Origin of the sequence: Ruegeria sp. HKCCD7559, from assembly GCF_013110575.1 — a bacterium.
Taxonomy (GTDB): Bacteria; Pseudomonadota; Alphaproteobacteria; order Rhodobacterales; family Rhodobacteraceae; genus Ruegeria.
Genome location: NZ_WVQU01000003.1, coordinates 290,337 through 315,194 on the forward strand (window position 1 = coordinate 290,337; position 24,858 = coordinate 315,194).

The 24,858-nt window shown below is 60.0% G+C and carries 25 protein-coding genes; 15 read left to right on the forward strand and 10 right to left on the reverse strand.

The annotated features are described in order from the left end of the window. Positions 1–22: 22 nt before the first annotated feature. Positions 23–853, reverse strand: a complete 831-nt coding sequence (locus tag GS605_RS11960; protein WP_171724124.1) for a methyltransferase domain-containing protein — start codon at positions 851–853, stop codon at positions 23–25. Between GS605_RS11960 and GS605_RS11965 the strand changes: the two genes are divergently transcribed. Genes GS605_RS11965 through GS605_RS11980 form a run of 4 tightly spaced genes read left to right on the forward strand, consistent with a single transcriptional unit; the run spans position 804 to position 3,177 of the window. After that, positions 804–1,598, forward strand: a complete 795-nt coding sequence (locus tag GS605_RS11965) for a ComF family protein (RefSeq protein WP_171724125.1) — start codon at positions 804–806, stop codon at positions 1,596–1,598. The genes GS605_RS11960 and GS605_RS11965 overlap by 50 nt on opposite strands. Positions 1,599–1,636: 38 nt before the next feature. Continuing rightward, positions 1,637–1,894 (forward strand): glutaredoxin 3, encoded by a 258-nt coding sequence (gene grxC, locus GS605_RS11970; protein WP_152459773.1) that lies wholly within the window; start codon positions 1,637–1,639, stop codon positions 1,892–1,894. Continuing rightward, complete coding sequence (locus GS605_RS11975) at positions 1,894–2,724, forward strand: carbon-nitrogen hydrolase family protein (RefSeq protein ID WP_171724126.1); 831 nt, start codon at positions 1,894–1,896, stop codon at positions 2,722–2,724. Before grxC ends, GS605_RS11975 begins: the two co-directional genes overlap by 1 nt. Before the next feature lie 12 nt (positions 2,725–2,736). Next, complete coding sequence (locus GS605_RS11980) at positions 2,737–3,177, forward strand: MarR family winged helix-turn-helix transcriptional regulator (protein ID WP_171724127.1); 441 nt, start codon at positions 2,737–2,739, stop codon at positions 3,175–3,177. A 4-nt stretch (positions 3,178–3,181) separates the two neighbouring features. Here the strand turns inward: GS605_RS11980 and ubiG are convergent, their stop codons facing one another. Further along, the gene (gene ubiG / locus GS605_RS11985) at positions 3,182–3,928 is read right to left on the reverse strand and encodes a bifunctional 2-polyprenyl-6-hydroxyphenol methylase/3-demethylubiquinol 3-O-methyltransferase UbiG (RefSeq protein ID WP_171724128.1); all 747 of its coding nucleotides are present in this window, start codon (positions 3,926–3,928) and stop codon (positions 3,182–3,184) included. 48 nt (positions 3,929–3,976) lie between these two features. On the opposite strand from ubiG, the gene pip reads away from it, so the two are divergent. The 6 genes from pip (at position 3,977) to infB (ending at position 11,271) form a co-directional block, all read left to right on the forward strand. Beyond that, on the forward strand, positions 3,977–4,954 hold the full coding sequence (pip, locus tag GS605_RS11990; RefSeq protein ID WP_171724129.1) for a prolyl aminopeptidase: 978 nt from the start codon (positions 3,977–3,979) through the stop codon (positions 4,952–4,954). Beyond that, on the forward strand, positions 4,951–5,772 hold the full coding sequence (locus tag GS605_RS11995; RefSeq protein WP_171635686.1) for an ABC transporter substrate-binding protein: 822 nt from the start codon (positions 4,951–4,953) through the stop codon (positions 5,770–5,772). Before pip ends, GS605_RS11995 begins: the two co-directional genes overlap by 4 nt. A 160-nt stretch (positions 5,773–5,932) precedes the next feature. Further along, the gene (rimP, locus tag GS605_RS12000; protein WP_152459779.1) at positions 5,933–6,523 is read left to right on the forward strand and encodes a ribosome maturation factor RimP; all 591 of its coding nucleotides are present in this window, start codon (positions 5,933–5,935) and stop codon (positions 6,521–6,523) included. Beyond that, a complete protein-coding gene (nusA, locus tag GS605_RS12005) occupies positions 6,523–8,142 on the forward strand; it encodes a transcription termination factor NusA (RefSeq protein WP_171120181.1) in 1,620 nt (539 codons plus the stop codon). Before rimP ends, nusA begins: the two co-directional genes overlap by 1 nt. A gap of 22 nt (positions 8,143–8,164) precedes the next feature. After that, on the forward strand, positions 8,165–8,788 hold the full coding sequence (locus tag GS605_RS12010) for an RNA-binding protein (RefSeq protein ID WP_171635687.1): 624 nt from the start codon (positions 8,165–8,167) through the stop codon (positions 8,786–8,788). Between the two features lie 8 nt (positions 8,789–8,796). Then, entirely contained in the window at positions 8,797–11,271 is a 2,475-nt protein-coding gene (gene infB, locus GS605_RS12015; RefSeq protein ID WP_171724130.1) for a translation initiation factor IF-2, read from the forward strand. 72 nt (positions 11,272–11,343) lie between these two features. Here the strand turns inward: infB and GS605_RS12020 are convergent, their stop codons facing one another. The 6 genes from GS605_RS12020 to GS605_RS12045 form a co-directional block, all read right to left on the reverse strand. Beyond that, positions 11,344–12,168, reverse strand: a complete 825-nt coding sequence (locus GS605_RS12020) for an alpha/beta hydrolase (RefSeq protein WP_171724131.1) — start codon at positions 12,166–12,168, stop codon at positions 11,344–11,346. Between the two features lie 3 nt (positions 12,169–12,171). Further along, complete coding sequence (locus tag GS605_RS12025) at positions 12,172–13,056, reverse strand: tryptophan 2,3-dioxygenase (RefSeq protein ID WP_171724132.1); 885 nt, start codon at positions 13,054–13,056, stop codon at positions 12,172–12,174. 64 nt (positions 13,057–13,120) lie between these two features. After that, a complete protein-coding gene (gene tdh / locus GS605_RS12030) occupies positions 13,121–14,149 on the reverse strand; it encodes an L-threonine 3-dehydrogenase (protein ID WP_171724172.1) in 1,029 nt (342 codons plus the stop codon). Between the two features lie 19 nt (positions 14,150–14,168). Beyond that, positions 14,169–15,119, reverse strand: coding sequence for a PLP-dependent cysteine synthase family protein (locus GS605_RS12035; protein ID WP_171724133.1), 951 nt, complete (start codon positions 15,117–15,119; stop codon positions 14,169–14,171). Next, positions 15,116–16,303, reverse strand: a complete 1,188-nt coding sequence (locus GS605_RS12040; protein ID WP_171635691.1) for a glycine C-acetyltransferase — start codon at positions 16,301–16,303, stop codon at positions 15,116–15,118. The genes GS605_RS12035 and GS605_RS12040 overlap by 4 nt, the downstream gene beginning before the upstream one ends. A 110-nt stretch (positions 16,304–16,413) precedes the next feature. Then, positions 16,414–16,977: a helix-turn-helix domain-containing protein gene (locus GS605_RS12045; protein WP_171635692.1), complete on the reverse strand. Its 564-nt coding sequence runs from the start codon at positions 16,975–16,977 to the stop codon at positions 16,414–16,416. Between the two features lie 116 nt (positions 16,978–17,093). On the opposite strand from GS605_RS12045, the gene GS605_RS12050 reads away from it, so the two are divergent. After that, entirely contained in the window at positions 17,094–18,269 is a 1,176-nt protein-coding gene (locus GS605_RS12050) for an acetyl-CoA C-acyltransferase family protein (protein ID WP_171724134.1), read from the forward strand. 95 nt (positions 18,270–18,364) lie between these two features. Here GS605_RS12050 and ubiB read toward each other — a convergent pair whose 3' ends face one another. Beyond that, complete coding sequence (gene ubiB, locus GS605_RS12055) at positions 18,365–19,894, reverse strand: 2-polyprenylphenol 6-hydroxylase (RefSeq protein ID WP_171724135.1); 1,530 nt, start codon at positions 19,892–19,894, stop codon at positions 18,365–18,367. Between the two features lie 3 nt (positions 19,895–19,897). Next, positions 19,898–20,650, reverse strand: a complete 753-nt coding sequence (gene ubiE / locus GS605_RS12060) for a bifunctional demethylmenaquinone methyltransferase/2-methoxy-6-polyprenyl-1,4-benzoquinol methylase UbiE (protein ID WP_171724136.1) — start codon at positions 20,648–20,650, stop codon at positions 19,898–19,900. 86 nt (positions 20,651–20,736) lie between these two features. Here ubiE and mutM point away from each other — a divergent pair, with 86 nt between their 5' ends. The 4 genes from mutM (at position 20,737) to dnaA (ending at position 24,858) form a co-directional block, all read left to right on the forward strand. Further along, complete coding sequence (mutM, locus tag GS605_RS12065; protein ID WP_171724137.1) at positions 20,737–21,588, forward strand: bifunctional DNA-formamidopyrimidine glycosylase/DNA-(apurinic or apyrimidinic site) lyase; 852 nt, start codon at positions 20,737–20,739, stop codon at positions 21,586–21,588. Positions 21,589–21,654: 66 nt separating this feature from the next. Then, on the forward strand, positions 21,655–22,431 hold the full coding sequence (locus GS605_RS12070; protein ID WP_117870917.1) for an enoyl-CoA hydratase: 777 nt from the start codon (positions 21,655–21,657) through the stop codon (positions 22,429–22,431). Positions 22,432–22,652: 221 nt separating this feature from the next. After that, positions 22,653–22,916, forward strand: coding sequence for a 30S ribosomal protein S20 (gene rpsT, locus GS605_RS12075; protein WP_170345656.1), 264 nt, complete (start codon positions 22,653–22,655; stop codon positions 22,914–22,916). Positions 22,917–23,472: 556 nt separating this feature from the next. Further along, positions 23,473–24,858, forward strand: coding sequence for a chromosomal replication initiator protein DnaA (gene dnaA / locus GS605_RS12080; protein WP_170345655.1), 1,386 nt, complete (start codon positions 23,473–23,475; stop codon positions 24,856–24,858).

Sequence of the window (24,858 nt, forward strand, 5' to 3'; positions counted from 1 at the left end):
GATAAAGGGATTTGGTTGCGCGTCAATCCGGCAGTTTGCCCTCTTTCGTGCGCAGGGCATCTGCCAGGCGCATTTGGGCTGACCCCGGGCGCAGCGGCTTTGGTTGGCTGTCATCGGGGGACCAGCCGGTCAGGCAAATCAGTTCGAAGGTTGTGGCAAGGCGGCCTGTTTCCGTCGAAAAGTGATCCGAATAGACGCGCTGTGCGGCTTCGAACACTCTGCGTCGGGTTGGGCATTTCAACCGGGCAGCCAAAGCGTTGGTCTCACCCATGTCCCTCAGATCGTGCATCAGGTGCCAGATATCGCGGTATTCTGCCGTCAGCGGTACGGCATCGGCCACTGGCAATGCCAGACCGGCCCGCTGCAACAATCCACCGAGGTCGCGCAGTTCGGCCATGGGGGCGATTCGGGGGCTGAGCCCGCCCGTGACTTCGATTTCGGCCTGACCCAGCGCGGCGCGCAATTCGTGAAGGGTCTCACCCCCAAGGCATAGAACAAGAACCAGCCCATCCGGTTTCAAAGCCCTTTTGCATTGAATCAACTGGCCGACCGGGTCATTGGCGCAATGCAGCGCCATCGCATGAATTACCAGATCATGCGCACCGGGTTGAAGCGACAGCACATCGTCATCCGCGACAATGGCGGCATCCGGAAAAACGTCTGCCCAAAGCTGTGGAAAAGGGGTCACAACCGCAGGTGCCGTAAAGGTTCTGTTAACCATGGAGAGCCGATCCTGAACCTCATCAATGGCGGCGCGGTGCAAGAACAAGGCGTCGTCCTTCGCGCGGGCGCGATGATGCAGAATGGCGTTACGGTCGAAAAGAGAGGGTGCGGTGGGCTCGGGCAGTTTCATAGGTCGCAAGTATCGCATTGCGCAGCGGATTCAAACTGCCCTTGCTCTGATCTACCCGCCGCGTTGCATGGGCTGCGGAGAGCTGACGGAATCCGATTTCGGCCTGTGTGGGGCGTGTTGGCGGGATACGCCGTTCATCGGTGGCACGGTTTGCGAAAGCTGTGGTGTGCCCGTGATCGGAAGCGCAGACAGGTTCCGGACCGAGTGCGACGATTGTCTGAAAACCCCTCCGCCCTGGAACGCGGGCCGCGCTGCGCTGATGTATGATGGGAAGGCGCGGTCACTTGTTCTGGCTTTGAAACATGGTGACCGTACCGAACTGGCCCGCCCCGCTGCGCGTTGGATGGCGCAGGCCGGGCGCGAGCTGTTGCGTCCCCGTATGGTGATTGCTCCGGTGCCGTTGCATTGGTCACGCCTGCTGAAACGGCGATACAATCAGTCTGCGCTGCTGGCACGCAACCTTGGGCGAGAAACCGGGTTGGACTGCGTGCCGGATCTGCTAGTGCGCAAACGGCGGACCCCGGCGCTGGACGGAAAGACCGCGCGGGAAAGGGACGAAGCCTTGGCAGGCGCAATTGACATCCACCCAAGGCGGGCACTGCATTTGAAGGGGCGCGATGTCCTGCTGGTGGATGACGTGATGACATCCGGCGCGACGTTGGCGGCGTGCACGCGTGCGTGTCAGGCCGCTGGGGCAAATCATATTTTCGTGTTGGCACTGGCGCGCGTTGCCAAGGATGCCTAATTCGCCCAAGATCGCACGAAACCCAAAGGGACCGGAACATGAAGCCCGTAGAAATCTATACCTCGCCGCTCTGTGGTTTTTGCCACGCGGCCAAACGTCTGCTGAAGCAGAAAGGCGTTGAGTTCAAGGAAGTTGACATTCTGATGCACCCCAAACGCAAGCCCGAGATGATCCAGCGCGCAGGCGGCAAACGCACCGTGCCTCAGATTTTCATCGGGACACAGCATGTGGGCGGCTGCGACGACCTTTACGAGCTGGAGCGGCAAGGCAAGCTTGACCGTCTGCTTGCGGCCTGATGAAGACCGCGCTGCTGCAAATCACCTCGTCGGATGATCCGGTCGAAAACCTGGACATGGTGCGCGCCATGGCGGCCGACGCGGCAGGGCAGGGTGCGCGGTTTATCCTGACGCCAGAGGTCACGAATTGCGTGTCAAACAGTACGACGCGGCAAAACGAGGTTCTTCAGCACGAAGAAGACGACATCACCTTGGCCGGCCTGCGGGAACAGGCCGCCCGACTGGGCGTGTGGGTGTTGATCGGGTCACTGGGGATCAAGACTCATGACGCTGACGGGCGGTTTGCCAACCGGTCTTTCATGATCGATCCGCAAGGTCAGATCGTGGCGCGTTACGACAAGATTCATATGTTCGACGTGCAAGTCACCGAGACCGAGACGTTTCGCGAATCAAAGAACTACCGCCCCGGCGAAAAGGCGGTCATAGCCGAAACCGATTTTGGCAAGGTGGGTTTGACCATCTGTTATGACATCCGGTTTCCATACCTGCATGTGGCTTTGGCGCAGGCAGGCGCGCGAATCCTGACCGTTCCGGCAGCGTTTTCACCTGTTACGGGCGCCGCGCATTGGGGATCGCTGTTGCGGGCCCGGGCGATCGAGACAGGCTGTTGGGTCTTGGCCCCCGCGCAAACGGGGGAACACCCATCAACGCGCGGAAAGACGCGTTTTACCCATGGGCACAGCATGGTTGTCGCCCCTTGGGGAGAGGTGCTGATCGACGCAGGTACCGATCCGGGCATTCACATTTTCGATTTGGATGATAGTTCTGTGTCAGAGGCACGCCGCCGCGTGCCGTCGTTGACACATATCCGGTCTTTCACTGGACCCTGACAGAACTGAACAATGACGGAAGACACCAACGCCCTTGCGGTCACGCTGTTCAGCGAGATCCTGACCGCGGATCAGTTGTTGCGCAACCGGCTCAGCCGGGTGCTGCCCAAGGGTATGGAAATTTCGCATTTCTCTGTGCTGAATCATCTGGTTTTCGTCGGGGACGAGCGTAGCCCGGCGCAACTGGCCAACACATTCCACGTGACCCGAGGAGCGATGACCAACACCTTGGCCAAGCTGGAATGGGCCGGATACATCCACATCCGCCCCGACTGGGACGACGCCCGCCGCAAGATGGTCGCGATCAGCCCCGCCGGTCGCCGTGCGCGGGATCAGGCGATTTCGTCGATCGCGCCGCTGATCAACCGTGTCGTCGGAGAGCTGGGGCTGGAACGGGTGCGCAGCACGTTACCCGTGCTGCGGGATTTGCGGTTGCAGTTGGAGGGGGAGTAACCCCCTACTGTGGCTTCACACTCGCCGTCACATAATTCACGCTCAAATCCCGGTCCGAGATCGACCAGCTCCACAGGATCGGGTTGAACACAAAACCCTTCCGGTCCACCGATTCCAACCCGGCTTGGCGCAGCAGGTCGAACAGCTCATCGGGGGTGATGAACTTGTTCCATTCATGGGTGCCGCGCGGCAGCCAGCGCATGACGACCTCGGCCCCGAAAATCGCCATCGCATAGGATTTCGGGTTGCGGTTGATGGTGGAGCAGATCAGCAAGCCACCCGGTTTCAGCAAGTCTTGCGATGCGGTCAGAAAGCCAAGGGGATCGGCCACATGTTCGACCACCTCCATGTTCAGCACCACGTCGAATTGTTCGCCTGCTGCAGCCATGTCCTCGGCGGTTGTGTGGCGATAATCGATTTGCAGCCCCGATTGCTCGGCATGGATGCGGGCCACGGGCAGGTTGCCCTCGGCGGCGTCGGCACCCACAACTTCAGCACCGAGCCGCGCCATGGGTTCGCTCAGCAGCCCGCCGCCGCAGCCGATATCCAGCAGGCGCAGGCCTTCGAACGGCACAGGCGACTTTAGGTCGCGATCGAATTCTCCGGCGATCTGCTGCGTTATATAGTCCAGCCGGCACGGGTTAAGCATGTGCAATGGTTTGAATTTCCCGTGCGGGTCCCACCATTCGGCGGCCATCGCCTCGAATTTTGCGATCTCGGACGGGTCCACCGTGTTCGGATGCGCTTGCATTCCTGTCTCCGTGTGCTCTTTTACGCTTAAGGACTATATAGGGCCATAATGGACAAGTACCCGGACCAAAAGCGCGCAGTTCAATATCTGTACCCGCCGATCGACCCTTTCGACCAGCGGATGGTCGATATGGGCGATGGGCACCGTATTTATGTGGAACAATGCGGAAATCCTGACGGCATACCCGTCGTGATCCTGCACGGGGGGCCGGGTGGGGGGTGCAGCCCGGCCATGAGGCGATACTTCGATCCTCAGGCTTACAGGGTGCTTCTGTTTGACCAGCGCGGATGTGGCCGGTCGCGCCCCACCGCCTCGGTCGAGGACAACACGACGTGGCATCTGGTGGCCGACATAGAGCGGCTGCGCAAACTCTTCGAGATCGAAGAATGGATCGCTTTTGGCGGAAGCTGGGGGGCGACTCTGGCGTTGATCTATGCCCAGACCCATCCCGATCGCGTCAGTCGACTGGTGTTGCGCGGGGTGTTCCTTGCGACTCAGGCCGAGCTTGACTGGTTTTACGGCGGTGGCGCCGGGCGGTTTTGGCCCGAGCAATGGCAGAAATTCACCTCGCTGCTGCCCGAGGTTGAACTGGACGACACCATTGCCGCCTATAACAAACGCCTGTTTTCGGGCGACCGCGCGACAGAGATCCTGTATGCGCGGGCCTGGTCGCATTGGGAAAACGCGCTGGCCTCGATCCACACCAACGGATCGGTTGGCGAAAGCCCCGGCGAATACGCGCGCACCTTTGCGCGGCTCGAGAATCACTATTTCACCAACAAGGCGTTTCTGGAAACGGACGGGCAGATTCTGGATCAGATGGACCGGATCGCGCATATCCCCGGCCATATCGTGCAGGGGCGCTATGACATGATCTGCCCGCCGCAGGCCGCCTGGTCGCTGGCGGAACGCTGGCCGAATGCCGAACTGAAAATGGTTCGTCAGGCGGGGCACGCCCTGTCCGAGCCGGGCATCAGCGCTGAACTGGTGCGAATCATGGACCGTGTGGCGGAGGGTGTCGCATGACCCGCATCGATCGCCGTGCTCTCTTTGCCTCTGGTGCCGCTGCCGCATTGCTGGCGGCGACAGGAGCATCCCTTGCTGGTACGCCCAAGAAAGGCGGGACATTGCGTCTGGCTGTTCCGCGCGATGACAGCCTCGAGCAAGTGGCGCGTGGGGCCGTTTTCGACACAATGACCGAAATCGCCCCGGATGGTACGTTGCGCGGTGAGCTTGCGACCGGCTGGCAAACCGACGCCGACGCACGGGTCTGGAACTTTGATCTGCGTGATGACGCGGTCTTTCACGATGGCGAACCCTTGCAGATTGCCGATGTCCTGGCCGTTCTGGCCGAAATCGGAAGGCCCGAGGCGCTTGCCCCCAACCGCCTGCGGCTTGAACTTGCCGAGGCAAATCCGGGATTGCCTTTCCTGTTGGCCGACAGCCGCTTTGTTGTTGCGCGCGCCGGTGAAACCGTATCCCCGTTGCGCAAAGCCTACGGCACCGGCTGCTATCGTGTCGAACGGGCAGAAGATGGCCGCCATTTTCTGGGCCGCCGTGTCGAGGGGCATTACAAAGATGGTCAGGCCGGATGGGCTGACGCGGTTGAAGTCATTGTAATCCCGGACCCAGCCGTGCGCGCCGAGGCGCTGCGGGACGGGTATGTCGATATCGCGGCGCTTCCGGATCGGGCCGGAATGCGAGGCACGCGCGGTGTCCGGTTCCACCCGTCCGAGGCCGACATGGCCCTTGCCGTATCGGATGCTGTCGGGATGCCGCGGCAGATTGCCGGGAACGGTGCGCTGGACGATGGCCGCATCGCCGAACGGTGGTGGATGGTGTAAATCCGAATGCGAATCCCTCAGGGGGTTGCAGACTCGGGCCATCCTGCGTATATGCAGTTTCAACAGCGGCGCGTTGGACTTCTGGTCCAAGGCTCCACCGGAAAATTCGACGGGCCGCGCGCCCGTTTTTTTGTGCCCGACTGACAGGGTAGAGTACCAGATGACAAACGACCTGATAGCAAAAGCTGCCATTGACCGGCGACTGGCCGAGATCATCACGCCCGTGATCGAAGATCTGGGGTATGAGCTGGTCCGTATCCGCCTGATGAGCGGCAAGCAGACTACGCTTCAGATCATGGCCGACAAGCCCGATGGCGGTATCGAAGTGGATGATTGCGCCGAGATTTCCAACGCGGTCAGCGCCACGCTGGATGTCGAGGACCCAATCCTTGATGCCTATACGCTTGAGGTGTCCAGCCCCGGTATCGACCGCCCTCTGACCCGTCTGAAGGATTTCGAGACCTTCGAAGGCTATGAGGCCAAGATCGAGACCGCCGAACTGATTGACGGCCGCCGACGCTTCAAGGGCGAATTGGCGGGGATCGAAGGGGACGAGGTTCTGATCAACATCCCCGAGGGGGATGAAACCATCACCATCGGTCTGCAATTCGACTGGCTGAGCGACGCCAAGCTGGTCCTGACCGATGACCTGATCAAGGAAATGCTGCGCCAGCGCAAAGACGCCGGTGCCCTGAACGAAAACGCTTTCGACGAGATTGAGACCGAAGGGTCCGAAGAGGAGACGAACTGATGGCAATCACCTCAGCCAACCAGCTGGAGCTGTTGCAGACCGCCGAGGCCGTGGCCCGCGAAAAGATGATCGACCCCGGTCTGGTTGTCGAAGCGATGGAGGAATCGCTCGCCCGCGCCGCCAAGAGCCGCTACGGCGCCGAGATGGACATCCGCGTGTCGATCGACCGCAAGACCGGCAAGGCGACCTTTACCCGCGTCCGTACCGTGGTCGAAGATGAGGAGCTTGAGAACTATCAGGCCGAAATGACCGTCGAGCAGGCCAAGCAGTATATGGAAGCGCCCGAGGTTGGTGACGTCTTCGTCGAAGAGGTCCCGCCGGTTGAGATGGGCCGGATCGCGGCTCAGTCCGCCAAGCAGGTGATTTTGCAGAAGGTGCGCGAAGCCGAGCGTGACCGTCAGTACGAAGAATTCAAGGATCGCGCCGGTACCATCATCAACGGTGCGGTCAAGCGCGAAGAGTTTGGCAATGTCATCGTCGATCTGGGCGGTGCCGAGGCGGTTCTGCGCCGCAACGACAAGATCGGCCGCGAAAGCTATCGCCCGAATGACCGGGTGCGCGCCTATATCAAAGAGGTTCGCCGCGAAGTGCGTGGCCATCAGATCTTCCTGTCGCGCACAGCGCCGGAATTCATGGCCGAGCTGTTCAAGATGGAAGTGCCGGAAATCTATGACGGCATCATCGAGGTCAAGGCCGTGGCCCGTGACCCCGGTTCGCGCGCCAAGATCGCCGTGATTTCCTATGATGGTTCGATCGACCCCGTCGGTGCCTGCGTTGGTATGCGCGGCAGCCGTGTTCAGGCGGTCGTGAACGAGCTTCAGGGTGAAAAGATCGACATCATCCCGTGGAACGAAGACCAGCCTACCTTCCTGGTGAACGCGTTGCAGCCTGCCGAGGTTTCCAAGGTGGTTCTGGACGAAGAAGCCGGCAAGATCGAGGTTGTCGTGCCAGAAGAACAACTGTCGCTGGCCATCGGTCGCCGCGGTCAGAACGTGCGTCTGGCCAGCCAGCTGACCGGCCTGGACATCGACATCATGACCGAGGCCGAAGAATCGGCCCGCCGTCAGAAGGAATTCGAAGCCCGTACCAAACTGTTCATGGACAGCCTGGATCTGGACGAATTCTTTGCTCAGCTGCTGGTCTCGGAAGGCTTCACCAACCTCGAAGAGGTTGCCTATGTCGAGATTGAGGAACTGCTGGTCATCGACGGCGTTGACGAAGGTACCGCGCAGGAACTGCAAACCCGCGCCCGCGAATTCCTGGAAGCACAGGCCAAGGCGGCACTGGATGCGGCGCGTGAATTGGGGGCCGAGGACAGTCTCATTGAATTCGAAGGTCTGACACCCCAGATGGTAGAGGCGCTGGCCAGGGACGACGTGAAGACTCTGGAAGACTTTGCAACTTGCGCCGACTGGGAACTGGCCGGTGGCTGGACGACCGTCGATGGTGAGCGTGTCAAGGATGACGGTGTATTGGAGCCTTTCGGCGTAACGCTGGAAGAGGCGCAAGATATGGTCATGACGGCGCGTATCCTGCTGGGTTGGGTTGATCCGGCCGAGCTGGAACAGGCGGAAGAAGACGTCGACGGCGATGCAGCAGACGAGGAGGTCGAGGCCTGATCTCGGGCTTCGGGTGGCGTGTATGAGTCGCGGTGGCGCCCATAAGGATCGGTCCGACGGACCCGAGCGCAAGTGTATCGCCACAGGCGAGGTGCAGCCCAAAAACGGGCTGATCCGCTTTGTGGCGGGGCCGGACGGTCAGGTTTTTCCGGATGTCGCGGCGAAACTGCCCGGGCGGGGGGTCTATGTGGCGGCGGATCGTGCCGCCCTGGACAAGGCCGTTGGCAAGAAACTGTTTGCGCGGGGGTTCAAGGCGCAGGTGTCTGTGCCCAAGGACCTGGCGGAAAAGGTTGAACAGCAGATCGCGCGCCGCGTTGTCGAGCTGCTCAGCCTGGCGCGCAAGTCCGGCGACGCGGTCGCGGGGTATGAAAAGGTCAAGACGTGGCTGGACCGGGAAGAGGCGCAGGTGCTGATTCAGGCCGCCGATGGATCGGGGCGCGGCAAGTCCAAACTGAGCACGCCGCACTTCGGGAAATACATAGGTTGGCTGACGGCAGACGAATTAGGACAGGCATTTGGGCGCCAAACGGTGATTCATGCGGCCTTGGCCTCTGGCGGACTCGCCAAACGTGTTGTAGAGGAAGCGCAGCGCCTGCGTGGCTTGCGCGAAACGGATGACGGCGGCAGGGGCCGCGCGGAAGGGTAAAGAGCTTTATGAGCGATAATGACGGCAAAAAGACATTGGGTCTTCGTGGCGGGGCACGCCCCGGAAATGTGAAACAGAGTTTCAGCCACGGACGCACCAAGAATGTCGTGGTGGAAACCAAACGCAAACGCGTGGTGGTTCCCAAGCCGGGCGCAGCAAAGCCGGGTGGCGGTGCTGCACCTTCGGGTGATCCGTCGCGTCGTCCTGCGGGCATTTCCGATGCGGAAATGGCGCGCCGCATGAAGGCGTTGCAAGCGGCCAAAGCGCGTGAGGCCGAAGAGGCCGCGGCGCGCGAGGCTGCTGAAAAGGCGCGCGAAGAAGAGCGCGCCCGCCGCCGTGCGGAACAGGAAGCCAAAGAACGCGAACAGCGCGAAGCCGAAGAGCGTGCGCGTCAGAAGGCTGAGGAAGAAGAGCGCAAGCGCAAAGAGGCGGAAGAAGCCGCCAAACGCGCCGCTGCCGCGCCCGCACCTGAAGAGCCCAAAGCGGCTCGCGCCCCGGCCAGCAAACCTGCGCCGGCAGCCACGCCGCGCAAACAGGATCGCGAACGTGAGCAGCGTGGTCGTGGCAAAGGTCGCGACGACAACCGCCGTTCGGGCAAGCTGACTCTGGGTCAGGCGACCGGTGGCGAGGGCAACCGTCAGCGCTCGATGGCCGCGATGAAGCGCAAGCAGGAGCGTGCGCGTCAGAAAGCCATGGGCGGTGCCGTTGAACGGGAAAAGGTGATCCGCGACGTACAGCTGCCCGAGGCGATCATGGTCTCGGAACTGGCCAACCGTATGGCCGAGCGTGTGGCTGACGTGGTCAAATCGCTGATGCAGATGGGCATGATGGTCACGCAGAACCAGACCATCGACGCAGACACCGCGGAACTGATCATCGAAGAATTTGGCCACAAGGTCACTCGCGTATCCGATTCGGATGTTGAAGACGTCATCAAAGAGGTCGAAGACAGCGAAGACGATCTGCAGCCGCGTCCGCCGGTCATCACCATCATGGGTCACGTCGACCACGGCAAGACCTCGCTGTTGGACGCAATCCGCGACGCGCGCGTTGTGGCGGGTGAGGCCGGTGGCATCACCCAACATATCGGCGCGTATCAGGTGAAAACCGATGGCGGCACCACGCTGACCTTCCTGGATACTCCGGGCCACGCGGCGTTTACGTCGATGCGCTCGCGCGGTGCTCAGGTCACGGATATCGTGGTTCTGGTCGTCGCGGCTGACGACGCGGTGATGCCGCAGACGATCGAAGCGATCAACCACGCAAAAGCGGCCGAAGTACCGATGATCGTGGCGATCAACAAGGTCGACAAGCCGGATGCAAACCCGGACAAGGTCCGCACCGATCTGCTGCAACACGAAGTGATCGTCGAGAAAATGTCCGGTGAAGTCCAGGATGTCGAAGTGTCCGCAATCACGGGTCAGGGTCTGGACGAATTGCTGGAAGCCATCGCGCTTCAGGCCGAGATTCTGGAACTGAAGGCAAACCCGAACCGCGCCGCCCAAGGTGCCGTGATCGAGGCGCAGCTGGACGTGGGTCGTGGCCCGGTCGCCACGGTTCTGGTTCAGAACGGCACACTGCGTCAGGGCGATATCTTCGTTGTGGGTGAGCAGTACGGTAAGGTCCGCGCGCTGATCAACGACAAGGGTGAGCGCGTCAAGGAAGCTGGCCCATCGGTTCCGGTCGAGGTTCTGGGCCTGAACGGTACGCCCGAGGCCGGTGACGTCCTGAACGTGACCGAGACCGAAGCGCAGGCCCGCGAAATCGCCGCTTATCGCGAACAAGCCGCCAAGGACAAACGTGCCGCCGCTGGTGCCGCAACCACCCTTGAGCAGCTGATGCAGAAGGCAAAAGAAGACGAGAACGTGGCCGAGTTGCCGATCCTCGTCAAAGCCGATGTGCAGGGTTCTGCCGAAGCCATCGTTCAGGCGATGGAAAAGATCGGCAACGAAGAAGTGCGCGTGCGCGTTCTGCACTCGGGTGTGGGCGCGATCACCGAAACGGATGTCGGTCTGGCGGAGGCTTCCGGCGCGCCGGTCTTTGGCTTCAACGTCCGTGCCAACGCATCGGCGCGGAACACGGCGAACCAAAAGGGTGTCGAGATCCGCTACTACTCGGTGATCTATGACCTGGTCGACGACGTGAAAGCGGCCGCATCCGGCCTGCTGAGCGCCGAGATCCGAGAAAAGTTCATCGGCTATGCCGAGATCCGCGAAGTCTTCAAGGTTACCGGTGTCGGCAAGGTTGCCGGCTGTCTGGTGACCGAAGGTGTTGCCCGCCGTTCCGCAGGCGTTCGCCTGCTGCGCGACAACGTGGTGATCCACGAAGGCACGCTGAAGACCCTGAAGCGCTTCAAAGACGAAGTGGCCGAGGTCCAGTCGGGTCAGGAATGTGGTATGGCGTTCGAGAACTACGACGATATCCGCCAGGGCGACGTGATCGAGATATTCGAGCGCGAAGAAGTTACCCGTACCCTGGATTGATCCCAAGCGGGATGGACACAAAAAAAACAGCGGCACCGGTCGGGCCGCTGTTTTTGTTTGAAAAATGCCTCATTACGTGTCGGGCAGGAATGTTCCGGAATGCAGGATGATGTCGAAATGGTGCATTCCGTGTTTCAAGGCAAAGCTGACCGAGTGCCCGGCCTTGCGCAGCCGTTCCGCATAGTCGCGGCCTTGACGAATGAATTCGCCGGTGTCCCGTTCCCCCACTGAAACATGATAGCGGGGGCCCGGTGGGGGCAGGTTGCGGATCGGGGACAGATCGTTCACTTCGACTGGGGTCAGGTGCAGAGGATCATTCACGGACGTCAAACTGATGGGTTCCAGATCGTAGACGCCGCTGATCAGAAGCACGTCACGCACACGCAGCCCGGCGCGGGGCAATGCGCCGGCCGAGGTCGCCATGACCATGCTTGCCAAATGGGCGCCGGCACTGTGCCCTGACAAGGTGATCCGCGTCGGGTCAAAACCCAGTGCCCCGGCTTGTGACGCAAGCCACAGAAGGGCGTCGCGACATTCGTCGACCATTTGATCCAGCCGCGCATCCGGGGCGAGCGTGTAGTTCAAGGTGGCAAAGGATTGCTCGGCTTCGATCAGCGCCGGGGCCATCATGGCCGATTCGCGCTGGCTGAGATCCTGCCAATACCCACCGTGAATAAAGACATGCAACGGGGCGCCGGCCCCCTTCGCAGGAAAGAAATCCAGCACCTGGGCCGGGGTGTCGCCATAGGCCAGGTTGGCCTGAACGGGCAGCTCGGCACGGGCTTGCGCACTCAGCGTTTGATAGCTGGCCAGATAAGGGGTCAAGTCGCCACCGATCATCGAACTGGGAGAGTATTCCCGCTCCAGTTCGGCTTGTGAAAATCCGCGATACAGCATGGCTCAGCCCTGCCCGCTGTACATGAGTTCTGTCCGCACATCATAGAGGTCATGGAAGAACCGCAACTCAAGTGCTTTTCGCAAGAAAGCCACGCCGCTGGAACCTCCGGTACCGGGTTGCATTCCGATCACACGTTCAACCGCCGTGGCGTGGTCAAAGCGCCAGCGTTGAAACAGGCTTTCCACATCCATGAGCTTTTCTGCCAGCGCATACAGATCCCAATATTTGTCCGTGTTGCGGAACACGTCGACCCAGATCTGAACCACGCGCGGATCACCGGAATAGGGTGCAGAGTAGTCCCGCTCGATCAAGTCCTTTGGAACGTCGAACCCCTGTCGGGCCAGCATGTGCAACACTTCGTCATACAGGGACGGTTTGGTCAGGGCGGCGTTCAGCATCTCCATCACCTCGGGGTCATGCTCGTGCACTTTCAGAGTCGAGGCATCCTTATTGCCCAGAATGAACTCGATCTGCCTGTACCCAAAGCTTTGAAACCCGGAAGAGTTGCCGAGGGCCTGCCGAAACGTCATATAGTCGGCCGGCGTCATGGTCAGCAGGGTTTCCCAGGCCGCAATCAATTGCCGTTGAATGGCCTTGATGCGGTCGAGGTTTTTCATGGCGGGCCCGAATTCGTCTTGTTGCAGGAACCGGCGGACCTCGACCAGTTGGTGATGCATCAGTTTCAGCCACAGCTCACTGACCTGATGAATGATGATGAACAGCATCTCGTCAGGTTGTGCGGGGTCCTGAAAGGTTTTTTGCAGGTTCAGCAGCGTCTTCAGTTGCAGGAAGTCGCCATAGCTTTTGCGGTGCGTTTCGGCGAAATCAGTGACTAGGGTGTCTTCGACCCCCCGTTGCAACAGACGATCGTCTTTGTTCTCGCCCATCTCATGCCTCCCTTGTGCAAGTTCTGCACCTGTCTAGGGGCTGAACATGCAACTTTCCAGCGCGTTAGGCCCAGTCCAGAACAACCTTGCCGGACAGGCCTGATTTCATCGCGGAAAACCCTTTGGCGAAATCATCAACCGCAAAGCGATGCGTGATCACGCGGGACACATCCAGACCGTTTTGCAGCATGGCGATCATCTTGTACCACGTTTCGAACATCTCACGCCCATAGACCCCCTTGATCGTGATCGCCTTGAACACGATGCGCGACCAGTCGACCGGAGATTTGCCCGGTGGAATCCCCAGCAACGCGATCTTTCCACCCATCACCAAGGCTTCGACCATCTGGTCCAGGGCGGCTTGCGAGCCGGACATTTCAAGCCCGACATCGAACCCTTCCTTCATCCCAAGCTCGGCGATGACGTCCCGCAAGTCCTCGGTGGAGACATCGACGGTCCGCACCGAAGGAACCACATGTTCGGCCAGTTTCAATCGGTCTGCGTTGATGTCGGTGATGACCACGTTGCGTGCACCCGCGTGACGAGCGACGGCAGCGGCCATGATACCGATGGGGCCCGCACCCGTGATCAGAACGTCCTCTCCCAGCAAATCAAAGCTGAGGGCAGTATGCACCGCATTGCCCAGCGGATCGAGGATGGCTCCGATCTCATCCGGTATGTCGTCGGGCAAGGGAACCACGTTGAAGGCAGGCAGTTTCAGGTATTCGGCAAATGCGCCCTGTTCGTTCACTCCAATGCCCCGGGTTCCCGGATCCAGGTGAAACTTTCCGGCGCGGCTCTGGCGGCTGTCGGTGGTGATCAGATGGCCCTCGCCCGAGCATCGCTGGCCGATTTCAAGCCCGGTCACGTTGCGCCCGATCTCGACGATCTCTCCGGCAAACTCATGGCCAGTGATCATCGGAACCGGCACGGTATGAGACGCCCACTCGTCCCAGTTCCAGATATGGATGTCGGTGCCGCAGATACCCGTCTTGTTGATACGGATCAGCACATCATCGGGGCCAATTTCGGGGATCGGGGCCTGCACCATCCACAACCCTTCTTCGGGTTTGGATTTTTCCAGAGCTTTCATTGTGTTGGGTCGCATATGTTTACTCCCACAAATCGGTCGACAGGTATTTCAGGCCGCTGTCACACATGACGATGGCGACACAGCCGCCTTCTTCGGGGCCGCGCAGCAGTTCAATCGCCGCGGCAAGATTCGCGCCTGCCGAATAGCCGGCGAATATCCCCTCGGTCCGGGCCAGAAGTCGGGCGCAATCCCGCGCGGCCTTCCCCGAAACAGCAAGATGTCCGGCCAATCGGCTATCCTTCAAATGCACCAGATTACCCATGGCGTAACCGCCTCCCTGAATGGGATGGTCCGGGGTCGAAACCGGCTCACCGGCCAAAGCGCGCGCGCCCGCAGGTTCCACGACATAGCACCGCACGGCGTGCCGGTTCAGATACTCTGCCGCTCCGGCAAGCGTTCCGCCCGATCCTGCAAAGTCGCAGAATGCCGTGACGGTGCCTTCGGATTGCGCCCAGATCTCGGGCCCGGTCCCGGTTTCGTGAGCCTTGGGGTTTCCCGAATGGCCAAACTGATCCGCACGAAACGCGTTGCGTGCGGCCGTGATGCGTTTCGCCTCGACATCGACCAGTTCAAGATCGGCCCCAGAGACTTCGCCGGGTTTGCTGCCGGGGGCTTGGGGCACGATGACAACTTCGGCCCCCAGGGCCCGCATCATACGCGCGCGTTCGATCGAGTTTCCGGCGCTCATGACAGCCACGAAAGGATGGCCCAGAATACCGCAGACAATGGCCAGCCCGGTGCCCATATTGCCCGAGGTCAGCTCGACCACCGTTTGCCCCGGTGACAAAGTCCCGTCTGCGCGCGCCGTTTCGATGATGGACTTCGCCGCGCGGTCCTTTTTCGAAAACCCCGGCAGCAAATAGTCAAGCTTGGCGATGATCCGCCCGTTCAGCTTCTGATGGGCACACACGCGCGACAGTTCGACCATGGGGGTGTCGCCGATCACGTCGATGACCGATGGAAGGATCATTCGATGACCCCCAGCTCTTTGCCGACCTTGCCAAATGCGGACAGGGCGCGGTCCAGTTCATCCCTGGTCAGAGCCGCATTCATCTGCGTTCTGATCCGCGCTTGCCCGCGTGGGACGACCGGAAAGAAGAAGCCCGAAACATAGACACCTTCGTCGAACAGCCGTGACGCCATGTCCTGTGCCAGCTGAGCCTCACCCAGCATCACCGGGATGATCGGGTGTTCCCCGGGCAGCAGGTCAAAGCCAAGCTTTTCCAGCCCGGCGCGCCAATATTTGGCGTTGCCGAAGAGTTGCGCGCGCAGCATGTCGCCTTCTTCGACCAGGCGGATCGCTTCCAACCCGGCGGCGACGATCGAGGGCGGCAGCGAGTTTGAGAACAGATAGGGCCGCGCCCGCTGCCGCAGCAGGTCGATCACTGGCTGCGGCCCGGCGATATAGCCGCCGATTGCCCCCCCAAGTGCCTTGCCCAAGGTTCCCGTCAGAATATCCACATCGACGCCGAAATGATCGGGTGTGCCGGCCCCGTTCGGCCCCATGAAACCGGTCGCATGGCAATCGTCCACCATGACAATTGCATCGTATTTATCGGCCAGTTCCCGGATTTTTGGCAGGTTGGCCAGATAGCCGTCCATCGAGAACACGCCATCGGTGGCGATCATGATATGCCGCGCCCCGTCTTCGCGCGCCTGTTTCAGCCAGGCTTCGAGGTCATTCATGTCGTTGTTCAGATAGCGATAGCGTTTGGCCTTGCACAGCCGCACGCCGTCGATGATCGAGGCGTGGTTCAGGCTGTCCGAAATGATGGCGTCTTCCGGTCCCAGCAGAGGTTCAAACAGCCCGCCATTGGCGTCGAAACAAGCGGCAAAGAGGATGGAGTCGTCCTTGTTCAGGAAATTGGCAAGACGTTGTTCCAGTTCGCGGTGAATGTCTTGCGTGCCACAGATGAACCGAACCGACGCCATGCCGAATCCTTTGGGCCCCATCGCTTGTGTCGCGGCCTCGATCAGCGCCGGGTGATCCGCCAGACCCAGATAGTTGTTGGCACAGAGGTTGATCACCTGCTTGCCGCCCACAGTGATCTCACCGCCCTGAGGTGAGGTGATCATTCGTTCGCGTTTGTAAAGACCCTCAGATTCGATCTGCGCAAGTGTGTCCGTGATATGGGACAGGAATATATCTGCCATGGCGACCTCCGTTCAACTGAGTCGCACATCTAACATAGCGGATGAAATTCCCAAATGGGGGAAATTCAATATGAAGGAAAAATATCCGTGAAGGCGGAATTTCGCGGATGTCAGGCGTTTTTTACGATCAGGAATACTCGGGCTGGCCCTTGGGCACAGATGGAATGCGCAATGTCGGCGGCATATCGGGCCGTGTCCCCCTGGTTCAACTCGGTCACCGCATTGCCTGAAGTGACTTTGACCGCGCCTTCCAGCACGGTGAGCTGTTCACGGGCACCGCGGGCGTGGGGTTGGCTGTTCAGGGCCCCGTCCTTGTCAAATTCGATATCATAGACTTCATGACCCCCGGCCTCTTCCGGCGGTGACAGGATGCGAATTCGGCAGTTCTGCCCCATATTGTCGATGCTGGGCACTTCGGAGTTTCTGAGCACCTCGATCTGGTCCGTGGTCTTTGTGCCCTCCAAGAGACCGGCGAAATCCACCTGCAGGGCGCGTGTCAGGTTCCACAAGGTCGAGATCGTCGGGCTGCTTTCGCCGCGTTCGATCTGACTGACCATGGACCGGGACACACCGCTGAGATTGGCGACCGCTTCCAGGGACAGGCCTTTGGCCCGGCGTGCCTCTTTCAGGCGGGCGGGCAGGAGGTTCAGGATATCGTCTGTGTCTTCCGTCATGACGGAATCCATGGGGGCTGCGCAACGCAATGTCAATTCCCGCCGTGACGGGACGTCTGGGGCGACAGTGCCATTCTGCGCATGCATAATGCAGCGAAATTCAGGAGGAGTAGCTCATGAGCGATATCGTTATTCTCGACGGTGCCCGCACCGCAATTGGCACCTTTGGTGGTGCGCTGGCTTCAACCGCGCCGATTGATCTGGCCACTGTCGCGACCGAAGCGGCGCTTGAGCGATCGGGGGTTGAGGGGGCACAGATCGGGCATGTGGTGTTCGGTCATGTGATCAACACTGAACCGCGTGACATGTATCTGTCGCGCGTCGCCGCCATGCAGGCGGGCATTCCCAATGGTACGCCGGCCATGAACGTGAACCGCCTGTGCGGATCCGGCGCGCAGGCGATCGTGTCAGCCATGCAGTCCCTGATGCTGGGCGATGCTGACTTTGCGGTGGCAGGCGGAGCAGAAAGCATGTCCCGAAGCCCCTATATCGTTCCGCAGGCGCGCTGGGGCGCAAAGATGGGCGACGTCACCGCGCTGGACATGATGCTGGGCGCGTTGAACTGCCCCTTTGGCACCGGACATATGGGGGTGACGGCCGAAAACGTGGCGGATGAGCATCAGATCAGCCGCGAACAGATGGATGCGTTCGCATTGGACAGCCAGACACGTGCGGCGGCGGCGATCGAGGCCGGTTACTTCGACAGCCAGATCACTCCGGTACAGGTCAAGGTCAAGCGGGACATGGTCGATTTCAAAGTCGACGAGCATCCAAAGGCGACGACCGCCGAAGCGTTGGCCGGTCTGCGCCCGGTGTTCAAGAAGGACGGGCGTGTGACAGCCGGGAATGCCTCGGGCATCAATGACGGCGCGGCGGCGATGGTGCTGGCGACAGCGGATGCGGCCGAAAGGGCCGGTTTGAAACCGAAGGCGCGTGTGATTGGTTATGCGCATGCAGGCGTGCGGCCGGAAGTCATGGGCATTGGCCCTGTTCCGGCAGTGCAAAACCTGTTGAAGAAGACGGGCTTGTCAGCAGAAGATTTCGACGTGATCGAAAGCAATGAAGCCTTCGCCGCGCAGGCTCTGGCCGTGAATCAGGTGCTTGGATTGGACGCGAGCAAGGTGAACCCCAACGGCGGTGCGATTGCGTTGGGGCATCCGGTGGGGGCCACGGGTGCGATCATCACGCTGAAAGCGCTGTACGAGCTGGAACGCACCGGTGGGTCCAAAGGGTTGATCACCATGTGCATCGGGGGCGGTCAGGGGATTGCCATCGCCATCGAACGGCTCTGATCCGCAAGTGGTGCGGGGGGCTGTCTGCCCCCCATCGCGCAAGGCGCGATTCCCCCCGAGGATATTTTTGGCCAGATGAAGCAGGTAGGTTGGTTTTAGTTGAGCGCGCTGATCAGCAAGACCAGTGCTGCACCTGCTGCGGCTCCGAACGTGGCAGGCAGAACAATGGACCACAGGGTGGACGTCTGCGGTTCGTCTTTCTGGGTTTGCGCAATCAGTGCGTTTTCGACCAGGGCCGGCAGACGCGGGCCGAAGCGGGCCAGCACCATTGCGGTTTTCCCAAAATCACGCAGGGCCGCCCGAGGGCCGATGGATTGTTTGATGTAGTCTTCGACCACGGGGCGGGCGACTTCCCAGATGTTCATATGAGGGTCGAGTGAGCGCGCAACGCCTTCGACGACAACCATGGTGCGTTGCAGCAGGATCAGCTCGGTTCGGGTTTCCATCCCGAACCGTTCGGTCACTTCGAACAGATAGCTCAGCAACCGCCCCATGGAAATATGCGTGGCATCCATGCCGAAGATCGGCTCGCCCACGGCACGCAGGGCGCGGGCGAACTCGTCCACGTCCTGGTTGGCGGGAACATAGCCGGCTTCGAAATGCACCTCGGCCACACGTTTGTAGTCGCGGCGGATGAAGCCAAACAGGATTTCGGCATAGACCCGGCGCGTGTATTCATCGATATGCCCCATGATGCCATAGTCATAGGCAATGATGTCTCCGTTCGCGGCGACCTTGAGGTTGCCCTGGTGCATGTCGGCGTGGAAAAAGCCGTCGCGCAGCGCATGGAGGAGGAACAGGCGCAGGACACGTTCGGCCAGATCATTGCGGTTGTGACCTGCGGCATCCAGAGCATCATTGTCACCCAGCGCGATCCCGTCCGCCCAGCTGAGCGTCATGACGCGCCGCGCGGACAGTGACCACACAACGGGCGGCAGCCAGAAGCCGGTGTCGTCCTTGGTGTTGGCGGCATATTCGGAGGCCGCCGCGCTTTCCAGACGCAGATCCAGTTCGCCGCGCACTACACCGTCGAAATGCTCGATCACCTCCACCGGTCGCAGACGGCGCGCGCCGGGGGCGAAAAGCTGGACAATTCCGGCGGCGAAATAGAACGCATCGACATCTTTGCGGAACGCGCGTTCGATCCCCGGGCGCAGGACTTTCACTGCGACATCCTCACCCGTGCTGGTCAGCTTGGCCTTGTGAACCTGCGCAATCGAGGCTGCGGCAATCGGTTCGCTGAATTCGCTGAACATGTCCGAGATCGGCTGACCCAGTTCTTTCTCGACTTCGGCCATCGCGTCGGCTTTGGAGAAAGGGGGCAGCTTGTCTTGCAGAACGCGCAGTTGCTCGGCCAGTTCATTTCCAACGACGTCAGGGCGGGTCGAAAGCACTTGCCCGAATTTGATATAGGCGGGGCCAAGCGCCGTCAGGGCGCGCGTTGCTGGTGGCATACCGGGGTCGCCTTTGTAGCCAAGCCATTGAAAGGGTTTGCCCAATGCGTGGGCCAGGATGCGTACGGCGCGCGGGGCTTCGAACGCATCCAGTACCACGTTCATGGCGCCTGTGCGCTCGAGCGTGGCGCCTGTGCGGATCAGGCGGATGATGTTATGGGGACCACGCATGTGTCAGATCTTCCAGCCGGAATGCAGCGCGGCGATACCCATGCTCAGGTTCCGGTATTTGGCGTTTTCGAAACCTGCTGTGCGAACCATGTTCAGGAACGTTTCCTGATCGGGAAATTTTCGGATCGATTCGACCAGGTACTGATAGCTGTCATAGTCATTGGCGATCAGTTTTCCCATGCGCGGGATGACGTTGAAGCTGTAAAGGTCGTAGAGCTTCTGCAGCCCCTCATTGGGCAGCTGGCTGAATTCCAGCACCATCAGGCGGCCGCCGGGTTTCAGCACGCGGTAAGCCTCGTTCAAAGCTTCTTGCGGGCGGGTGACGTTCCGAATGCCGAACGAGATCGTGTAAACATCGAATGTATTGTCTTCGAAGGGCAGGGCCATGGCATCGCCCACGACCCAGTTCAGGCTGCCCGACATCTGATCTGCCTCGGCACGTTGGCGCCCTTCGATCAGCATCGGCTCGGTCAGGTCCAGGACCGTGGCGTGGCCGTGACCCGCGCGCTTGAGGAACCTGAACGAGATGTCGCCCGTGCCACCGGCCACGTCCAGCAGCCGCTGGCCGGGGCGTGGCGCCAGCCAGTCCATCATCGCGTCCTTCCAGACCCGGTGGATGCCCATCGACATGACGTCGTTCATCACGTCATATTTCGAGGCAACCGAGTTGAACACGCCCTGTACGCGCCCTGCCTTTTCGGCCTCGGGGACGGTTTCGAAACCGAAATGAGTGGTCTTGTCGATGTTGTCGGACATTTGCCTTGCCGTTTGTCGATTTTCGCCTCTGTTATAGGGCCAAGAGAGGCGGGCACAATGCGGCCCTTTGAATTAGGAGCCCTGTAATGCCCGAATTACCTGAGGTCGAGACAGTAAGACGCGGCCTGAGTCCTGCCATGGAAGGGGTCGTGATCGAACGGGCTGATGTGAACCGCCCCGATCTGCGCTGGCCGTTCCCCGAACGTATGGCCGAACGGCTGACCGGGCAGCGGGTAGAGCGGCTGCGGCGGCGGTCGAAATACATTCTGGCGGATCTCAGCAGCGGTGAGACGTTGCTGATCCACCTGGGTATGTCGGGGCGGATGACGGTGTCGGGTGACCCGTTGGGGCAATTCGTCCATGACCATCCCGCCGTGCAAAAACATGACCATGTGGTCTTTCATATGGCCAACGGCGCGCGCATCACCTTCAACGATCCCCGCCGGTTTGGCGCGATGGACCTGTTGCAAACGGCCAACGCCGAAGATCACAAGTTGCTGTCGGTTCTGGGGCCTGAACCCTTGGGCAACGATTTTCACGACCAACACCTGATCAAGGCGTTCAAAGGCAAGAACACCCCTGTCAAATCCGCCCTGCTGGATCAGGGAATCGTTGCCGGTCTGGGCAATATCTATGTTTGCGAAGCTCTTTATCGCGGCCGAGTGTCGCCACGTCGCAAAGCCGGACAGATTTCCGCACCCCGCGTGGCGGCGCTTGTTCCGATCATCCGGCAGGTGTTGCAGGACGCCATCGAAGCCGGTGGGTCTTCGCTGCGGGATTTCCGCCAAGCCGATGGAGAACTTGGATATTTTCAGCACAAGTTTGATGTCTATGGCCGCGAGGGCGAGGCCTGCCGGACCGAAGGGTGCGGAGCGCCGATCAAGAGAATCACCCAGTCTGGTCGCTCATCCTTCTATTGTGCGCAATGCCAAAGATAGCTTGATCCAAGTTTTTCGCGTGGTAAGGAATCGTACCTGAACGGAACAACCGGAAGCTTTCTCCTCATGGCTTTTGAGACGATCATCGTCGAAATCGAAGACCACGTCGCACTTATCAAACTCAACCGACCGGATGCGTTGAACGCGTTGAACACCCAGTTGCTGGGTGAGCTCTGCACTGCGCTGGAAGATGCGGACAGCAACGACAAGGTGCGCTGCATCGTGATAACCGGATCGGACAAGGCCTTCGCCGCCGGCGCGGACATCAAGGAAATGTCCGAGATGAGTTTTGTCGACGTCTACAACATCAACCTTTTTGCCGATGCGAATGATCGTGTGACCGCGATTCGCAAGCCGATCATCGCGGCCGTTGCGGGCTATGCGCTGGGCGGTGGCTGTGAACTTGCCATGCTGTGCGATTTCATCATCGCGGCGGACACCGCGAAATTCGGCCAGCCCGAGATCAATCTGGGCGTCATTGCCGGTCTGGGTGGAAGTCAGCGTCTGACGCGGTTCGTGGGTAAATCCAAATCGATGGACATGAACCTGACCGGGCGTTTCATGGATGCCGACGAAGCCGAGCGTGCGGGTCTCGTCAGCCGGGTGGTGCCGGCCAAGAAGCTGATCGAAGAAGCCGTGAGCGCAGCACAGAAGATTGCCGAGAAATCGCAATTGACTGCAATGGCCGCGAAAGAAGCGGTGAACCGCAGCTACGAGCTTCCGCTGAGTGAAGGTATGTTGTTCGAGCGTCGTGTCTTCCATTCGATGTTCGCGACCGAAGATCAGAAGGAAGGCATGGCCGCGTTCCTGGAAAAGCGCACGGCGCAATTCCGCGACAAGTAAAGCGCGGGACCTCTGAGGCGGGTGTTTCAAGCCCGCCCCATATTCTTGGCCATGGTTCCAAGAATCAACTTGGCAATCCCTTTGAACTTGGCTAAAGACCCCCGTTATACATGCGCGTGCGGCCCGCTTGGCCCGACTCACACTCGTGATTTCTGATCCGGTGCGGATATGTCCGTGGCGCGCAACCCTAGATTAACGTACCTAACGAAGGTCAGATTCACATGGCAAACTCGCCTCAGGCAAAAAAACGCGCGCGTCAGAACGAAAAGCGTTTCGCAATCAACAAAGCGCGTCGTTCGCGCATCCGCACCTATCTGCGTAAAGTCGAAGAAGCGATCGCATCCGGCGACAAGGACGCGGCGACTGCTGCTCTGCGTGCGGCTCAGCCCGAGCTGATGCGCGGCGTTACCAAGGGTGTTTTCCACAAGAACACCGCCGCCCGCAAAATGTCGCGCCTGTCCGCGCGCGTCAAAGCACTGGGCTAAGCTTTTGGGTGACCCAAGGTCACGTCAGAAAGGCTGAACCATTCTGAAAAGGCGTCGTGCATCACGGCGCCTTTTGTCGTGTTGCCAGAAAACCGCGCCTTCACAAAACCGAGAGATTCTTTCGCCCAAAGACCCGAGTCAATATCAGAGTTTCGTTGCCGCGCCCCTCTCTGAATTGCTACGACTGATGTCAGCGATTCACTCGCTTGGGGGGACAGGCTGTTTTCCCGATCGAACTGACGGGCATCAGAGCGATCTGGGGACAATTGTCGACGACTGGCTTGAGCCAGGCTGCCGATCTGCCATGGAAGCCGGAATAAATCCGGTGATCTTGGCCCTGTCTAAAAATTGAGATTGCGACGTGCAACCCGATTTTCGGGACGTTCCGTTATTGCTGAGCGTCATAATTAGGGGTTGCCGGGCTATTCGGGATGGTCCCGCCAAGCCGACTGGTTTGGCGATTGGATACCTATTGCGTGTGAATACAACACCGGGAAACCGGCTTCGTATGAATAAGGCTGACAGGCCAATAAGAATGGGATGCGTGAGGCGCTTAATGACACAAGAAAAATGGGGACTACTGCGTAACAAGTTGCTGAAGGCCATCGGTCGGAACAATTATACGACCTGGATCGAGCCTTTGGAATTCAAGGAGCTTCAGGACGGCGTGGCGGTTTTCTCGGTGCCGACCAATTTCATGGGCAATTACGTCAGCCAGAATTTTGCCGACCTCATTTTATACGAGCTGAACACCGCAGGTGAAACTGTGCAGCGTCTGGATTTCCGCGTCGCTGCAAACTCGCCTGCACGGCCTAAGCCAGCTGTCGATACGCCGCCGGTGGCAAAGCCTGAACCTGTCGCCGCGCCGAGCGAGGACCCGGCGCAGGATACATTGGAATCGCTTCAGGCTGCCCCGTTGGATTCCCGCTTTACCTTTGACAGTTTTGTCGTCGGCAAGCCCAATGAACTGGCCCATGCGGCCGCGCGCCGAGTATCCGAGGGTGGGCCGGTGACCTTCAATCCGCTGGTTCTGTACGGCGGCGTGGGGCTGGGTAAGACCCACTTGATGCACGCCATTGCATGGGAGCTGAAAACCAAACATCCGGAACTCAACGTTCTGTACCTGTCAGCGGAACAGTTCATGTACCGGTTCGTGCAGGCCCTGCGCGAGCGTCGGATGATGGATTTCAAACACCTGTTCCGTTCGGTTGACGTTTTGATGGTTGACGACGTGCAGTTCATCGCCGGCAAGGATTCCACTCAGGAAGAGTTTTTCCACACGTTCAACGCGCTGGTGGATCAGAACAAACAGATCATCATCTCGGCCGACCGCGCCCCGGGTGAGATCAAGGATCTGGAAGACCGGGTGAAATCCCGCCTGCAATGTGGTCTGGTGGTTGATCTGCACCCGACCGATTATGAACTGCGTCTGGGCATTTTGCAGAACAAGGTGCAGCAATACAGCTCATCCTATCCGGACCTGGCGATTGCCGATGGCGTTCTGGAATTCCTGGCGCATCGCATCTCGACCAATGTTCGGGTGCTGGAAGGTGCCCTGACCCGTCTGTTCGCTTTTGCCTCGCTGGTTGGCCGCGAGATCGACATGGAACTGACGCAGGATTGTCTGGCGGATGTGCTGCGCGCCTCGGAACGCAAGATCACCGTTGAAGAGATCCAGCGGAAGGTGTCCGAGTATTACAACATCCGGCTTTCTGACATCATCGGCCCGAAGCGCCTGCGCTCTTACGCGCGTCCGCGTCAGGTGGCGATGTATCTGTGCAAGCAGTTGACCAGCCGGTCGCTGCCCGAGATTGGCCGCCGTTTTGGCGGGCGCGATCACACGACGGTCATGCATGGCGTCAAGCGCATTGAAGAGTTGAAGCTGACCGACGGTCAGATCGCTGAAGACGTGGAAATGCTGCGCCGGTCGCTGGAAGCCTGA

Coding starts and splice junctions, on each gene's coding strand:
- GS605_RS11965 (WP_171724125.1), top strand. CDS start 804: ATGGCGTTACGGTCGAAAAGAGAGGGTGCGGTGGGCTCGGGCAGTTTC.
- GS605_RS11960 (WP_171724124.1), bottom strand. CDS start 853: ATGAAACTGCCCGAGCCCACCGCACCCTCTCTTTTCGACCGTAACGCC.
- grxC (WP_152459773.1), top strand. CDS start 1,637: ATGAAGCCCGTAGAAATCTATACCTCGCCGCTCTGTGGTTTTTGCCAC.
- GS605_RS11975 (WP_171724126.1), top strand. CDS start 1,894: ATGAAGACCGCGCTGCTGCAAATCACCTCGTCGGATGATCCGGTCGAA.
- GS605_RS11980 (WP_171724127.1), top strand. CDS start 2,737: ATGACGGAAGACACCAACGCCCTTGCGGTCACGCTGTTCAGCGAGATC.
- ubiG (WP_171724128.1), bottom strand. CDS start 3,928: ATGCAAGCGCATCCGAACACGGTGGACCCGTCCGAGATCGCAAAATTC.
- pip (WP_171724129.1), top strand. CDS start 3,977: ATGGACAAGTACCCGGACCAAAAGCGCGCAGTTCAATATCTGTACCCG.
- GS605_RS11995 (WP_171635686.1), top strand. CDS start 4,951: ATGACCCGCATCGATCGCCGTGCTCTCTTTGCCTCTGGTGCCGCTGCC.
- rimP (WP_152459779.1), top strand. CDS start 5,933: ATGACAAACGACCTGATAGCAAAAGCTGCCATTGACCGGCGACTGGCC.
- nusA (WP_171120181.1), top strand. CDS start 6,523: ATGGCAATCACCTCAGCCAACCAGCTGGAGCTGTTGCAGACCGCCGAG.
- GS605_RS12010 (WP_171635687.1), top strand. CDS start 8,165: ATGAGTCGCGGTGGCGCCCATAAGGATCGGTCCGACGGACCCGAGCGC.
- infB (WP_171724130.1), top strand. CDS start 8,797: ATGAGCGATAATGACGGCAAAAAGACATTGGGTCTTCGTGGCGGGGCA.
- GS605_RS12020 (WP_171724131.1), bottom strand. CDS start 12,168: ATGCTGTATCGCGGATTTTCACAAGCCGAACTGGAGCGGGAATACTCT.
- GS605_RS12025 (WP_171724132.1), bottom strand. CDS start 13,056: ATGGGCGAGAACAAAGACGATCGTCTGTTGCAACGGGGGGTCGAAGAC.
- tdh (WP_171724172.1), bottom strand. CDS start 14,149: ATGAAAGCTCTGGAAAAATCCAAACCCGAAGAAGGGTTGTGGATGGTG.
- GS605_RS12035 (WP_171724133.1), bottom strand. CDS start 15,119: ATGATCCTTCCATCGGTCATCGACGTGATCGGCGACACCCCCATGGTC.
- GS605_RS12040 (WP_171635691.1), bottom strand. CDS start 16,303: ATGGCAGATATATTCCTGTCCCATATCACGGACACACTTGCGCAGATC.
- GS605_RS12045 (WP_171635692.1), bottom strand. CDS start 16,977: ATGACGGAAGACACAGACGATATCCTGAACCTCCTGCCCGCCCGCCTG.
- GS605_RS12050 (WP_171724134.1), top strand. CDS start 17,094: ATGAGCGATATCGTTATTCTCGACGGTGCCCGCACCGCAATTGGCACC.
- ubiB (WP_171724135.1), bottom strand. CDS start 19,894: ATGCGTGGTCCCCATAACATCATCCGCCTGATCCGCACAGGCGCCACG.
- ubiE (WP_171724136.1), bottom strand. CDS start 20,650: ATGTCCGACAACATCGACAAGACCACTCATTTCGGTTTCGAAACCGTC.
- mutM (WP_171724137.1), top strand. CDS start 20,737: ATGCCCGAATTACCTGAGGTCGAGACAGTAAGACGCGGCCTGAGTCCT.
- GS605_RS12070 (WP_117870917.1), top strand. CDS start 21,655: ATGGCTTTTGAGACGATCATCGTCGAAATCGAAGACCACGTCGCACTT.
- rpsT (WP_170345656.1), top strand. CDS start 22,653: ATGGCAAACTCGCCTCAGGCAAAAAAACGCGCGCGTCAGAACGAAAAG.
- dnaA (WP_170345655.1), top strand. CDS start 23,473: ATGACACAAGAAAAATGGGGACTACTGCGTAACAAGTTGCTGAAGGCC.